12 protein-coding genes and 1 tRNA gene are annotated in these 12,685 nt (G+C 67.9%); 7 read left to right on the top strand and 6 right to left on the bottom strand.

Annotated features, from left to right (window positions below; translation table 11 throughout):
* Positions 1-87 precede the first annotated feature (87 nt).
* Genes GOPIP_RS12995 through GOPIP_RS12985 form a run of 3 tightly spaced genes read left to right on the top strand, consistent with a single transcriptional unit; the run spans position 88 to position 2,758 of the window.
* A complete protein-coding gene (locus tag GOPIP_RS12995; protein WP_210739236.1) occupies positions 88-1,281 on the top strand; it encodes a YncE family protein in 1,194 nt (397 codons plus the stop codon).
* Positions 1,278-1,661, top strand: a complete 384-nt coding sequence (locus tag GOPIP_RS12990; RefSeq protein WP_006370135.1) for a DUF5703 family protein — start codon at positions 1,278-1,280, stop codon at positions 1,659-1,661. The genes GOPIP_RS12995 and GOPIP_RS12990 overlap by 4 nt, the downstream gene beginning before the upstream one ends.
* Positions 1,655-2,758, top strand: a complete 1,104-nt coding sequence (locus tag GOPIP_RS12985; RefSeq protein WP_006370134.1) for a quinone-dependent dihydroorotate dehydrogenase — start codon at positions 1,655-1,657, stop codon at positions 2,756-2,758. Before GOPIP_RS12990 ends, GOPIP_RS12985 begins: the two co-directional genes overlap by 7 nt.
* A gap of 53 nt (positions 2,759-2,811) precedes the next feature.
* Here GOPIP_RS12985 and GOPIP_RS12980 read toward each other — a convergent pair whose 3' ends face one another.
* Complete coding sequence (locus GOPIP_RS12980; RefSeq protein WP_006370133.1) at positions 2,812-3,357, bottom strand: YbhB/YbcL family Raf kinase inhibitor-like protein; 546 nt, start codon at positions 3,355-3,357, stop codon at positions 2,812-2,814.
* 56 nt (positions 3,358-3,413) lie between these two features.
* On the bottom strand, positions 3,414-4,760 hold the full coding sequence (locus GOPIP_RS12975; RefSeq protein ID WP_006370132.1) for a M20/M25/M40 family metallo-hydrolase: 1,347 nt from the start codon (positions 4,758-4,760) through the stop codon (positions 3,414-3,416).
* A gap of 98 nt (positions 4,761-4,858) precedes the next feature.
* Between GOPIP_RS12975 and GOPIP_RS12970 the strand changes: the two genes are divergently transcribed.
* A tRNA-Leu gene (locus GOPIP_RS12970) sits at positions 4,859-4,944 on the top strand.
* A gap of 63 nt (positions 4,945-5,007) precedes the next feature.
* On the opposite strand, the gene GOPIP_RS12965 is transcribed toward GOPIP_RS12970, so the two are convergent.
* On the bottom strand, positions 5,008-5,988 hold the full coding sequence (locus GOPIP_RS12965; RefSeq protein WP_006370131.1) for a mechanosensitive ion channel family protein: 981 nt from the start codon (positions 5,986-5,988) through the stop codon (positions 5,008-5,010).
* 104 nt (positions 5,989-6,092) lie between these two features.
* On the opposite strand from GOPIP_RS12965, the gene GOPIP_RS12960 reads away from it, so the two are divergent.
* Positions 6,093-7,136, top strand: coding sequence for a nucleoside hydrolase (locus GOPIP_RS12960; protein WP_014360008.1), 1,044 nt, complete (start codon positions 6,093-6,095; stop codon positions 7,134-7,136).
* Between the two features lie 10 nt (positions 7,137-7,146).
* Entirely contained in the window at positions 7,147-8,100 is a 954-nt protein-coding gene (locus tag GOPIP_RS12955) for an LLM class F420-dependent oxidoreductase (RefSeq protein ID WP_006370129.1), read from the top strand.
* A gap of 27 nt (positions 8,101-8,127) precedes the next feature.
* Here GOPIP_RS12955 and GOPIP_RS12950 read toward each other — a convergent pair whose 3' ends face one another.
* On the bottom strand, positions 8,128-9,414 hold the full coding sequence (locus GOPIP_RS12950; RefSeq protein WP_006370128.1) for a lysine N(6)-hydroxylase/L-ornithine N(5)-oxygenase family protein: 1,287 nt from the start codon (positions 9,412-9,414) through the stop codon (positions 8,128-8,130).
* A gap of 240 nt (positions 9,415-9,654) precedes the next feature.
* On the opposite strand from GOPIP_RS12950, the gene GOPIP_RS12945 reads away from it, so the two are divergent.
* Positions 9,655-10,872 (top strand): isochorismate synthase, encoded by a 1,218-nt coding sequence (locus GOPIP_RS12945; RefSeq protein WP_006370127.1) that lies wholly within the window; start codon positions 9,655-9,657, stop codon positions 10,870-10,872.
* 28 nt (positions 10,873-10,900) lie between these two features.
* Here GOPIP_RS12945 and GOPIP_RS12940 read toward each other — a convergent pair whose 3' ends face one another.
* Both GOPIP_RS12940 and GOPIP_RS12935 read right to left on the bottom strand, forming a co-directional pair.
* Entirely contained in the window at positions 10,901-12,412 is a 1,512-nt protein-coding gene (locus GOPIP_RS12940; RefSeq protein WP_006370126.1) for a tryptophan 7-halogenase, read from the bottom strand.
* Positions 12,409-12,660: a phosphopantetheine-binding protein gene (locus GOPIP_RS12935; RefSeq protein ID WP_006370125.1), complete on the bottom strand. Its 252-nt coding sequence runs from the start codon at positions 12,658-12,660 to the stop codon at positions 12,409-12,411. The genes GOPIP_RS12940 and GOPIP_RS12935 overlap by 4 nt, the downstream gene beginning before the upstream one ends.
* Positions 12,661-12,685: the final 25 nt, after the last annotated feature.

The following is a 12,685-nucleotide window of genomic DNA, read 5'->3' as shown; positions in this document are numbered from 1 at the left end:
GTCCGATCCCCTCGATACCGAGAACCGTCAGGGCTCCGGCTCCACTGCCGACCCGCGGCGACCGGACCCCACAGGGGTGTGTGCAAGATGGGTGGCATGTCTGCCAGTCGATCCCGCGCCACGGCCCGTACCAGCGCTCGCCGGACCATCGGTCTGCTCGTCCCGCTCGCCGCGGCCGCACTCGTCGTCGCGGCATGCAACTCCTCCAGCGGTTCGCAGACCCCCACAGATGTGGCCACCGTCACCCCGGCATCCGCGAGTCCCGCACCGCCGGGTGTACCACGCACGCCCGCCGGCCTGACCGTCCCCACCCCCGCCGGATCCGCGTCGCCCGCGCTGTCGGACGGGCGCTTGGCGGTGATCGGTCCCGGCGGCACCGCCGTCCTGCGCTTCGACGAGTCGGCCATGACCGCAGCCGCGTCGGCGACTCCCGGGGCACTTCCCACAGCGACATCCGTCGCAACCCCCGCGCTCACCCACCTCGTGGGCACCGGTGACGGCGGCTTCATCGGTGTCGGCCCGGGCCACGTCGTGCGAATCAGCCCCGACGGTCAGGTGCGCAGCGACGTCCTGCGCACCGAGAACCCCAGCGCCCTGGCCCGCACCTCCGACGGTCGCACCCTGGTCGGCACGGAGAACGGCCACGTGCTCGTCCTCGATCGCGATCTGGCCCAACAACGTGACATCGCCGGATTCGTCCGCGTCGACGACATCACCGTCTCGCCACCGGGCGCCGATCTACCCGGCGAGCAGGTCGTGGTACTCGACCGCGCGCAATCCTCGGTGACCCCCGTCGATCTGGGCAACGGTGATCTCGGGCCGGCGCTTCGAGCCGGAAACGGTGCCACCAACTCCGCCGTCGACCACTACGGTCGCGTGCTCGTGGCCAACACCCGGGACGACGAGATCGTCGGATTCTTCGGATCACCGCTGGTGATGCGGTTCCGCTATCCGGTGTCCGATGGCCCCTACGCCGTAGACTACGACGACGCCCGCAATCTCCTGTGGGTCTCGACGACGGGCAACAACGAAGTGGTGGCCTATGACCTCGCCACCGGCGAACCGGCCGAGAAGCATCGATTCGCCGCGGTCGCCCAACCGGATGCGATCGTCGTCGACGACGCGAGCGGGACGGTGTTCGTGCTCTCGGCCCGAGACGGAGGAATCCAGGTGGTCACGACAGCTGCACAGACCGGCGGTGCGCCGGTGCCGGCCACCGCGACCGGTGCCGCGACCACCTCGGCGACCACCGCTCCCGCAACCACCGGAGCCGCCCGATGACGAGGCGGCCGGGGCAGGTGTCCGTCGGATCGGGACGCGCGGGCGTGCGCAACGGGGCACGCTATCCGCGCGGCTGGGAGGTCACCTCCGAGGACTACGAGTGTCTGTTGGTGCGACTACCCCCGGACGTCACCCGCGTCACCGCGTCGATGCGGTTGTCGTTGGAGGCCGAATTCGGCGGGTGGGAACTGTCCCGCGTGCGGCTGTATTCCGACGGCACCCGCAAGGTGCTGCTGAAGCGTCGGCGGGCGCCGCGCGATCACGGCCCCGACATCGGTGCCGGCACCGGCACCGGCACCGAGAACACCCGGAATAGCTTGTCCTCCAATGGTTCTCAGTCAGACCACGCGCACCCCGAGCACGGCGTCCGGGCATGCTGACCCGCCTCAATCGGGCACTGTATCCGGTGCTGCTGCGCCTGATGTTCCTGCTCCCGCCCGAACGCATCCATCGCATCATCTCGGCCACCATCGTCGCCACGATGCGCGTGCCTGCCCTGCGCGCACTGTCGGCGCGTCTGCTCGCACGGCACGACCCGATCCTGCGGCAACGGGTGTTCGGCGTCGACTTCCCCGCCCCGCTGGGACTGGCCGCCGGCTTCGACAAGTCGGCCACGGCCGTGAACGCCTGGGGGCAGCTGGGTTTCGGCTTCGCCGAGATCGGCACCATCACCGGTCGCGCGCAACCGGGCAATCCCGCTCCACGGTTGTTCCGACTGCCACGCGATCGCGCGCTGATCAACCGGATGGGCTTCAACAATCCCGGCGCAGAGGTCGCCGCCGACCACCTACGAGCGGCCCGCCCCGGGCCGGTGCGCGTCCCGATCGGCGCCAACATCGGCAAGACCAAAGTGGTGCCCGTCGACGAGGCCGTCGACGATTATCGGCTGTCCGCACGGCTTCTCGGACCCCACGCCGACTTCGTGGTGGTCAACGTCAGCTCACCGAACACGCCCGGACTCCGTGATCTGCAGGCCGTCGACTCGCTGCGCCCGATCCTTGCAGCGGTACTCCAGGAGGTGACGGTGCCTGTACTGGTGAAGATCGCCCCCGACCTCGCCGACACCGATATCGACGCCGTCGCCGACCTGGCCGTCGAACTCGGGCTCGCCGGGATCGTCGCCACCAACACCACCATCGGGAGGCAGGGCCTGCGCACACCGGCCGCCGAGGTCGAGGCGATGGGCGCGGGCGGACTGTCCGGGGCACCACTGACCGCACAATCCCTCGAGGTGCTCCGCCGGCTGTACGGCCGTGTGGGAGGCCGCATCTCGCTGATCAGCGTCGGCGGCATCGAAACCGTCGACCAGGCGTGGGAACGCATCCTGGCCGGCGCCGACCTCCTGCAGGCCTACACCCCGTTCATCTACGGGGGCCCGGTGTGGGTCGCCGGGATCAACGCCGGGATCGCCGACCGCGTACGGGCGGGCGGATACCCGAACCTCGCCGCGGCGGTCGGGGCCGGCACCCGTCACTGAGCGCCGGCACCGACCGCGAACCCACATGGCCTCTGGGTCACATATCTTCTGTGTCACATATCTTCTGCGGGCTGCTCGTACGTGCCGACGAGAGTGGCCCGCGCGATGGCGTGCGAGAACAGGTTGAACCCCAGGTAGGCGGGTGTGGCGCCGTCGGGCAAACCGAGGGACTCGACGTCGACGGCGTGCACGACCACGAAGTAGCGGTGCGGGCCGTGGCCGGGAGGCGGTGCGGCACCGACGAATCGACGCAACGACGCGTCGTTGGCCAGTGTCACCGCCCCGGCCGGCAGACCGGACCCCTCGTCGTCACCGGCTCCCTCGGGCAGGCTCGTCACCGACACCGGGATGTCGGCGACCGCCCAGTGCCAGAATCCCGACGCGGTCGGCGCGTCGGGGTCGTACACGGTGACCGCGAAACTCTTGGTGTCGCTGGGGAATCCGGACCAGCTCAACTGTGGCGACGAGTCCTGACCGCCGGCTCCCATCAGGCCACTCACCTGCGGATTGGCCAGCGGCGCACCATCGTCGAAGCTGGTGGAGCTCACCTCGAAACCCGGCAGGGCGGGTAACGACTCGTACGGATCGACGTTCGACATCGGATCACCTTTCTCGTGGTCGGCGCGCTATCCGACCCACTGTATGTGCGCGCAGATCAGCTGTGTAGCAAGAAGTGTTCGAGCACCTTGGTGCCGAACACGACCGAATCCACCGGCACCCGCTCGTCGACGCCGTGGAACAGGGCGGCGAAATCCAGTTCGCGGGGCAACTGCAGTGGAGCGAAACCGAAGCACCGGACGCCGAGTTTCGCAAACGCCTTGGCGTCGGTGCCGCCGGACATCATGTAGGGCACGGTCCGTGCGCCCGGATCGTGGGCGAGGATCGCCGCGTTCATCGCGTCGACGAGGTCGCCGTCGAAGGTGGTCTCGTAGGAGTCGAGGTGGGTGATCCACTCCCGGGTGACATTCGGCCCGATGAGCCTATCGATCTCGGCCTCGAACTCCTTCTGCCGTCCGGGCAGGATGCGGCAGTCGACGACGGCCTCGGCCTTCTGCGGGATCACGTTGGCCTTGTATCCGGCCCGCAGCATCGTCGGGTTGGCCGTGTCCCGCAATGTCGCCCCGAGGATCCGGGCCAGGCTGCCCAGTTTGAACAGCGAGGTCTCCAGATCGGGTGCGTCGGGACGAAGGTCCAGACCGGTCTCCTCGGACACCGCGGCCAAGAACTCGGCGACCGATTCACTCATCACGAGCGGAAAGGTGTGCCTGCCGATACGGGCGACCGCCTCGGCCACCTCGGTGACGGCGTTGTCGGCGTGCAAGAAGGACCCGTGTCCGGCGGTGGCGTCGGCGGTCAGCCGCATCCACGCCAGCCCCTTCTCGGCGGTTTCCACCAGGTACAGCCGCCGTTCGGTGCCGTCGGGCCGGTCCACCGTCAGCGAATAGCCCCCGACTTCGCCGACGGCCTCGGTGATGCCCTCGAACAGATCGGGCCGGTGTTCGACGAGCCAGTGCGCTCCCCAGGTCCCGCCTGCCTCCTCGTCGGCGAGGAAGGCGAAGACCAATTCGCGCGGCGGCGTCGTGCCCTCGCGCCGGAACTGCCGTGCGAGTGCGAGCGCCATGCCGACCATGTCCTTCATGTCGACCGCACCGCGGCCCCAGATGTAGCCGTCCTTGACGGTGCCGGCGAAGGGATGCACGCTCCAGTCGGCCGGTTCGGCGGGCACCACATCGAGGTGGCCGTGGATCAGGAGTGCTCCGCGATCGGAGTCCGGGGGTCCGGGCAGGCGGGCGAAGACGTTGCCGCGACCGGGTTGACCCGACTCCACGTACTGGGTGGTGTAGCCCACCTCCTCGAGCATCGACGCCACCCATTTGGCGCATTCCTCCTCGCCTCGGGTGGTTTCCAGCTCTCCGGTGTTGCTGGTGTCGAAACGGATCAAGGTGCTGACGAGGTCGACGACCTCGTCGACGGCGCGCGGGGTGTTCGACTCTTCGGTCACACCCTCACTCCTACGGGATTTGGGATACCGGGGCAACCTCGGTTAGTGTTATCGCCGCCGGTGTGAGAGCTCGCCTCGCACGCCGGGTTGACAATCGAGTCCGAGTGGCGGAATGGCAGACGCGCTAGCTTGAGGTGCTAGTGCCCTATTAACGGGCGTGGGGGTTCAAGTCCCCCCTCGGACACGCACACCAGACGAGGTCCCCGGGAATCCTCCCGGGGACCTCGTCTCGTTCTGTGGCTTCTGCTCAGCCGTCGGCGTCGGCGCCGACGAGCGTCCGGCCCCCGACATAGGGCAGATCGATGTCGTGTTCGTCATAGGCCCGCAGGATCTCCCGGCGCAGTCGGCGCTGCACCGCCCACTGCGCGTTCGGTCGGGTCGTCACGGTCAGACGCAGCACCACGCGATCCGACGCGACCTCCTGCACCCCGAGCATCCGCGGCTCGTCGACCACATCGGCGGCCAGTGTCTCGTCCTCGCCGATGGCCCGCATCGCGGCGTCGAGAGCGACCTTCTGCGCGCGATCGAGGTCGGCGCGCAGTGACACCGGGACCTCCACCCGGGCCACGGCGTACTCCTGGCTCATGTTGCCCACGCGGGCGATCTCACCGTTGCGGACGTACCAGAGGGTGCCGTCCACGTCGCGCACCGTGGTGATGCGCAATCCGACGCTTTCCACCGTTCCGACGGCCTCGCCGAGATCGACGGTGTCGCCGACACCGTATTGGTCCTCGAGGAGCATGAACACGCCGGTCACGAAGTCGCGCACCAGGTTCTGCGCCCCGAACCCGACGGCCAGACCGATCACGCCGGCAGAGGCGATGAACGGCGCGATGTTGACGCCGAGCACCGACAGGATCGCCAGTGCCGCCCAGGTCAGCACGATGATCGACACCGTCGACTTCAGCACCGACCCGATGGTGCGTGCACGTTGATAACGCCGCTGTGCCACAGCTGCTTTCGTCGCAGCCGGGGTCTTCGCCCCGGTTGGCGAACGTTCGCGCAGATGCCGGATCAGGGCCGGTGCCCTGCGGTCGGCGCCGTCGGGGTTCCCACGGGTGGCGCGATCGACGAGGCGATGGGCAACCCACCGCACGATCAGCGCCCCGACGATGTAGCAGACGATGCGAATGGGCCGTTCCACCAGCCACATTCGGTTGGTGTCGGTCCATTCGAAGGCGAGCTGCGTGATGGGGCCATGGGCCGCGCCGAGAGTCGAAAGGTCCATGCCCCGACGGTACGGAAATCCCACGATCCGTCGAACCCGCTGCGCAGCGGTGGTGGATGCACCGGAATGGGCGGGTGAGCACCGGCAGGTGGGAGACTGGTGCGGTGACCCACCGTGTGTTCTTCGACTGCGATACCGGGATCGACGACTCGCTCGCCCTGCTGTATCTGCTCGCCCGCGACGACGTCGATCTCGTCGGGATCGCCAGTACGGCCGGCAATGTGCCGGCCGATGTGGTCGCCACCAACAACCTCGCGTGGCTCGCGCTCTGCGGTCGCGAGGACATCGCAGTCCATCAGGGGGCGCCCGGCCCCCTGGTTGCCGACCTGATGACCACCGAGGACACCCATGGGCCGCTCGGGGTTGGCTATGCCGAGCTGCCGACCCCGACGCAGACCGTCGCAGGACTCGACGCCGCGGACGCGTGGGTACAGGCGGCCGCGGCACATGATGGCGAGCTCGTCGGACTCGTGACGGGGCCGATGACCTCGCTGGCCACCGCGATCCGTCGCGACCCCGACCTGCCGGTGCGGTTGCGACGACTGGTGATCATGGGTGGGGCGTTCCATGTGCACGGCAACACCACGCCGACCTCGGAATGGAATGTGGCCGTCGATCCCGAGGCCGCGGCCGAGGTGTTCGCGGCGTTCGGCACCGACGGAGCGCCGGAACCGATCGTGTGCCCACTCGACCTCACCGAATCCATCGCCCTGACCCCCGATCACACGGTGCGGCTGGCCGCCGCGGCCGGGAGTACCCCGCTGGAGTGCCCGGACCCCACCGACGAACCGGGCACGCGGTCCGTGGCGACCAATGTGATCATCCGGCATGTGATGGACGCGCTGCGTTTCTATCTGGAGTTCCACCATGCTCACGACGAGGGGTACATCGCCCACCTGCACGACCCGTTCGCGGCGATGGTGGCGCTGGATCCGTCATGGGTGCAGACCCGTCCCGCCCGGGTCGCGGTGGAACTGACCGGCACCCTGACACGCGGCACGACGGTCGCCGACGAACGCGGGATGTGGGGTGGCGCACCGAATGTGCGGGTGGCCTCGGCCACCGACGTCGATCGCGTCTTCGACGACCTCATCGAGACGGTCGCGACGCTCGCCCGGCGCGTGGGCAACCCGGCCACGGGAGCGTAGCGTTGGCGCGGTGACCCGCCTCGGATACCAGATCCCGAACTTCACCTATCCCGACACCGCACCCGATCAACTCTTCCCCACGATCACCAAGCAGGCCGTCGAGGCGGAGAACTCCGGCTTCGACACCGTTCTCGTGATGGACCACTTCTATCAACTCGCGATGCTCGGTGAACCCGACGAACCGATGATCGAGTGCTACACACTGCTCGCCGCGCTGGCCCAGCACACCTCCCGGGTACGGCTGTCGGCTCTCGTCACCGGCAACACCTACCGCAATCCCACCCTGCTCGCCAAGATCGTCACCGCCCTCGATCTGGTGTCGGCGGGCCGTGCCCAACTCGGCATCGGCGCGGGTTGGTTCGAGCTCGAACACGACTCCCTCGGTTACGAGTTCGGTACGTTCACCGATCGGTTCGAGAAACTCGAGGAGGCGCTGCAGATCATCCTGCCCATGCTGCGCGGTGAGCGGCCGAGCCTGGCGGGCAAGTGGTATCAGGTCAGCGACGCCGTGAACTCCCCCGCCCCGCTGAATCGGATCCCGGTGATGATCGGTGGCGGTGGTGAGCGCAAGACGCTGCGCATGGTCGCCCAGTATGCCGACGAATCCAACCTCATCTGCGGGGTCGATGAGATCGGTCGCAAACTCGATGCCCTGGCGCAGCACTGCGAGCGCCTCGGCCGCGATCGCTCCGAGATCGTCGTGACCCTGCAGACCTCGGCGTGCGTGGCTCCGACCCACGAGCAGGCGCAGCAGGAGTTCGACGCCTATGTCGCCCGCAACCCGCGTGCCGAGGCACGTCGCGGCGGCGCGATCATCGGCTCGCCGGAGGAGGTCGCGCAACGCTTCTCGGCACTGCTGGACACGGGGATCGACGGGGTCACGGTCAACGCACCCGCCAACGGCCATATCCCCGGCCGGGTCGACCTGCTCGGTCGGACCCTCGCGCCGCTGATCAAACGCTAGGCAGGATCCGCCGATCCGCGCAGCGAACTACAGAACCGCGGCCCGGCGCCCCGTTCCGTTCACCGCATCCACGCGTGCGGACAGCGATTCGACGATCTCCCCGGAGCGGACCGCGACGTTGGACAGCAGGGTCGCGGTCAGCCCGTGGGTGTGCTCGGAGTTGCCCTGCACGTAGATGGCGCCGGTCACCTCGGGATCGGTGCGCAGCCGATAGTGTCGGTCGAGCACCGGTCGCCCATGGACATCGGCATGGCAGAACCGGCCGAGGTCGCCGAGCATGTCACCGATCGGTGTCGGTTCGAAGCCGGTGGCGAATACCACGGCATCACAAAGGATCTCGAGCTCCTCACCGTTCATCCGGTTCACCACCCGCAGACGGGCCGCGTCGTCGGTCTCGACGACGTCGAGTACCTCGGTGCAACCGTGGACGAACAACCGTCGGTGCCCGTCGACCCGTTCGGTGTATTCGCGTCGATACAGCTCGTTGATGAGTTCCGGATCGACGGCCGAGTAGTTGGTGCCGCGGTGGTAGGTCAGGATGCGCTCACGCCAGGCGGGTTGCGCCGCGAAGTAGTCGTCGACGGCACCGGGATCGAAGATCCGATTGGCGTAGGGGCTGTCATCGGCCGGGGTGTAACCGTATTTGGCGAAGACGGCATGCACCTGCGCGTCGGTTTCCTGATGCAGGAACGCGGTCACCTCGGCGGCGCTCTGACCGGCACCGATCACCGCGAACGCTCCGTGAGTGCTCTCGGGTAGCTCGGCGAAGCGATCGAGTACGTCGTGATTGTGGAAGACCCGTCGACCGGCGACCACGCCAGCGGGCAGCTTGGCGCGTATTCCACCGCCGAGCACCAGATGTCGGGCGCGACACGCGGCCGTCGGGGTCCTCACCTCGAAGGCGCCGTCGTGCCAACGCACCGAGGTGACCTCGGACGAAAACTGCACGGGTATCGACACTCGCGCCGCTGCCCACTGCAGATAGTCGTGGAACTCCGAGCGCAGCGGGAAGAAGGTCTGCAGGTTGATGAAGTCGGTCAGCCGGTCCCGCTCGGCAAGATACTTCAAGAACGTGTAGTCGCTGGCCGTATTCCGTTGTGTGGCCAGATCTTTGAGAAACGACACCTGCATGGTGGCGCCCGGCAGCAGCATCCCGGGATGCCATTGGAATCGATCGCGTCGCTCGAAGAACTGCGCGGTGATCGGCGTTGCGGCAGTGCGATTGTGCTCCTCGAGAGCGATGGCCAGCGCCAGATTCGACGGACCGAACCCGATGCCGACGAGGTCCACCGTGGAAAGGTGCTCACTGCACACGCGCTACTCCTCTACTCCCTCGCCGGGGCTGTGGGACTCGGGGCTGTCGGACCCGGGCCCGGGGATATCGGGTCCGGTCAGGCGCGCCGATCGGCGCCATCCGGTGGCACCTTTGCCGACGTTCAGAAGGTAAGTCTAACCTAATCTCCAGGCGCCCGTTAATCGGACGCGTCATGCCCGGTGACCACCCCGATCGCCACAGATCGACCGTTCACCCATCCCGATCGGAGAACACGCGAGATGATCTCATCGCCGACGTCGGCCGACCACACTCCCGACGCCCTCGGCACCGCGACCGCGCTGTCCGGTACCGCCGATGACGCACATTTTCTGTTGTGCCGCAACACCTACCACGTGATCGGCATGGGGAGGAGCACCGTGTACCGCAGCGCGGAGGCGGCCGCCTCCGCGCTGCGCGACGGTGCGGTGACCGCAGTGGTCGGAGCCGTGCCCTTCGATATCCGTGAGCAGGTGTCACTCATCGCGCCCGACCGGATCGAACTGCACCACGGTCGGTGGATTCCGCAGACGGTCGCCCTCGGTGACCACCGCGCCGGGCGACCGGTGGCTCAGTCCCGCATCGTGGCCGCCGTGCCGTCGCCGGCCGACCATCGTCGCCGGATCGCGACGGCGATCGACCGGCTCGCCGACCCCCATGACGCGCTGGCGAAGGTGGTGCTCGCACGCGCCCTGACGGTCCATTCCGCGGTGCCGGTGACCGGGTGGGAAGTGGCCGCGCGACTCCGTACCATCGATCCGCGGGGATCGGTGTTCGTCACCGACCTTCCCGGTCCGACATCGGGTTCGCTCTCCCAACTGGTCGGCGCCAGCCCGGAGGTGTTGATCCGCAAACGCGGCAACATCGTGTCGGCCTATCCGCTCGCAGGTTCGTCGGCACGCCTGACCGATTCCCGGCTCGACGCCGAACAGGGTCGGGCACTGGCGAATTCGACGAAGGATCGCACCGAACACCGATTCGTCGTCGATGCCTTGCGGGCGGCGCTCGCCCCGTTGTGCCGCACGCTCGACGTGCCCGACGAACCCGAGCTCATGACGACGCCGACGATGTGGCATCTGGGCACCCCGATCCGCGGTGAGATCGCCGACCCGTCGACCACGGCCCTCGATCTCGCCATGGCCGTCCATCCGACTCCGGCAATCTGCGGCACTCCCACCGACCTGGCCCGCGATCACATCGTCGCGACCGAAGGCCGGCGGGGCTTCTACGCCGGGGCGATCGGGTGGGCCGGCGCCCCGACACGCGGTCGCGACGGCACCATCGTCGCCGGTGACGGTGAGTGGATGGTCGCGATCCGCTGCGCCGAGATCGCTCCCGGCGGCCGGGAGATCACCACGTGGGCCGGAGGCGGCATCGTCGCCGACTCCGACCCGGACACCGAACTCGCCGAGACCGACGCCAAGTTCGCGACGATCCTCGCCGCCCTCGGTATCCGCTGAGCCGTCGGGACGGCGGGCGAGCGGCCGGTCAGACCGCGATCTGTACCGGTTCGGCCCACGCGAGTCCGTCGGCCGAGGGCACCAGACCGCCCTCGAGCAGCGGCGGTTCGGTCGCGCGGTCGCCGACCGCGCCCCGTGCCTGCAGGGCGTTCATCTCCTCCATTACCTCACGCACCACCGGCGCACCGAACATGTGCCCCATCCGCTGGCCGGAGTCGGTGTCCATACCGCCGGTGGCTCGGGCGGCCTCGGTCAGTGCGTCGGAGGACCGGCGGAATCGCGAGACGATCGACGACGGGTCGGTCAGTGCGTTCTCACCCGAGTAGCCACCGGCAACGAGGGAGACGAAGGCCGTCATGTCGTTGCGGTCGAAGTTGGTGACTTTGCGCGCCTTCCAGAAGTACGAGTCCTCGGACTGCTCCATGTCGTAGAAGGCCGAGAGGAATTCGTAGAACACGGCGTACTCGCGGCGGTAGCGGCCCTCGAACTCGCCGAAGGCACGCTCCTCGGACATCGTGCCGTCGAGCACGCTGTTGATCGAACGTGCCGCCAGCACACCGGAATACGTCGCGAGATGCACCCCGGTTGAGAACACCGGATCGATGAAGCATGCGGCGTCGCCGACGAGCACCATGCCGTTGCCCCAGAAGCGGGTATTGGCATACGAGTAATCCTTGCGGATCCGGATCTCGCCGTAGGTGCCCTCGGTCACCCGCGTGGCATCGGCGAGCATGTCGCGAACGATCTCGCACCGGTCGATGTAGTGCTGCAAGGTCTGTTCCTGCGCGTTGAGCACATGCTGCGCCTTGTCCTTCGCGACGACCACCCCGACGCTGGTGAGCGTGTCCGACAGGGGGATGTACCAGATCCAGCCCTCGTCGAACGCCGCGCAGAGGATGTTGCCCGCATCGGGCGCCGAGAATCGTTTGCCGCCTTCGAAATACCCGAAGACCGCGACGTTCTGGAAGAACTCGGAGTACACGCGTTCGCCGCCCGCGCGCGAGGACAGTCGGGTCGTGTTGCCGGAGGCATCGACGACGAACCGGGCCCGCACGTGGTGTTCGACGCGGTCGGCGTCGAGGTAGCGCACCCCGGTCACCCGACCCGTCTCATCGGTGTCGACGCCGTTCACGCGGCAGTTCTGCCGAACGTCGACGCCGTTCTCGGCCGAGTTCTCCAGCAGGATGTGATCGAATTTCATCCGCTCAACCTGGTAGGCGTAGGAGCCCTCGCCGGCGAATTCCGGGGAGATCGCGAACAGGAAGTTCCATGGCACCGGGTTGGTGCCCCACCGGAAGCTGCCGCCGCGCTTGTGCATGAAGCCGGCGTCGCGGACCTTCTCATAGCAGCCCAGCAGCTTGCACACCCCGTGAATCGTGGAGGGCAACAACGACTCCCCGATCTGATACCGCGGGAAGGTCTCCTTCTCGATCTGGATCACGCGGCGGCCGCTCTTGGCCAGCAACGTGGCGGTGGTCGACCCACCCGGACCGCCACCGACGACGACGACGTCGACGCTCTCGGTCGTGACCTCGCTCATCGGGCCTGCTCCATCGACAGTTCACGTACCCAGGAACCGACCACCGGATCGGCGGCCAAGGACACCAGATCGGCGCGTACCGCACCTGCGGCGCGCCACCGCTCGATCAGCGACATCAATCGCACCGAATCCAGGCCGATGTCGAGAACGTTGGTGTCGTCGGTGATCTCGGTGGCGGGAACATCGAGGATCTCGGCGATGTCGCCGATGATCCGGTCGCGGGTCACAACTGCATCCACAGATGCCATGGGCAGATCCTCACTTCGTACGGCC

This window comes from Gordonia polyisoprenivorans NBRC 16320 = JCM 10675 (assembly GCF_000241325.1).
GTDB lineage: Bacteria > Actinomycetota > Actinomycetes > Mycobacteriales > Mycobacteriaceae > Gordonia > Gordonia polyisoprenivorans.
The sequence above is the reverse complement of the archived record's forward strand: the minus strand, read 5'-3'. Positions and strand labels throughout refer to the sequence as shown.

What these genes read in the sequence shown, in the direction of transcription:
- GOPIP_RS12995 (WP_210739236.1), top strand. Translation starts at nt 88, where the DNA reads ATGGGTGGCATGTCTGCCAGTCGATCCCGCGCCACGGCCCGTACCAGC.
- GOPIP_RS12990 (WP_006370135.1), top strand. Translation starts at nt 1,278, where the DNA reads ATGACGAGGCGGCCGGGGCAGGTGTCCGTCGGATCGGGACGCGCGGGC.
- GOPIP_RS12985 (WP_006370134.1), top strand. Translation starts at nt 1,655, where the DNA reads ATGCTGACCCGCCTCAATCGGGCACTGTATCCGGTGCTGCTGCGCCTG.
- GOPIP_RS12980 (WP_006370133.1), bottom strand. Translation starts at nt 3,357, where the DNA reads ATGTCGAACGTCGATCCGTACGAGTCGTTACCCGCCCTGCCGGGTTTC.
- GOPIP_RS12965 (WP_006370131.1), bottom strand. Translation starts at nt 5,988, where the DNA reads ATGGACCTTTCGACTCTCGGCGCGGCCCATGGCCCCATCACGCAGCTC.
- GOPIP_RS12945 (WP_006370127.1), top strand. Translation starts at nt 9,655, where the DNA reads ATGATCTCATCGCCGACGTCGGCCGACCACACTCCCGACGCCCTCGGC.
- GOPIP_RS12940 (WP_006370126.1), bottom strand. Translation starts at nt 12,412, where the DNA reads ATGAGCGAGGTCACGACCGAGAGCGTCGACGTCGTCGTCGTCGGTGGC.
- GOPIP_RS12935 (WP_006370125.1), bottom strand. Translation starts at nt 12,660, where the DNA reads ATGGCATCTGTGGATGCAGTTGTGACCCGCGACCGGATCATCGGCGAC.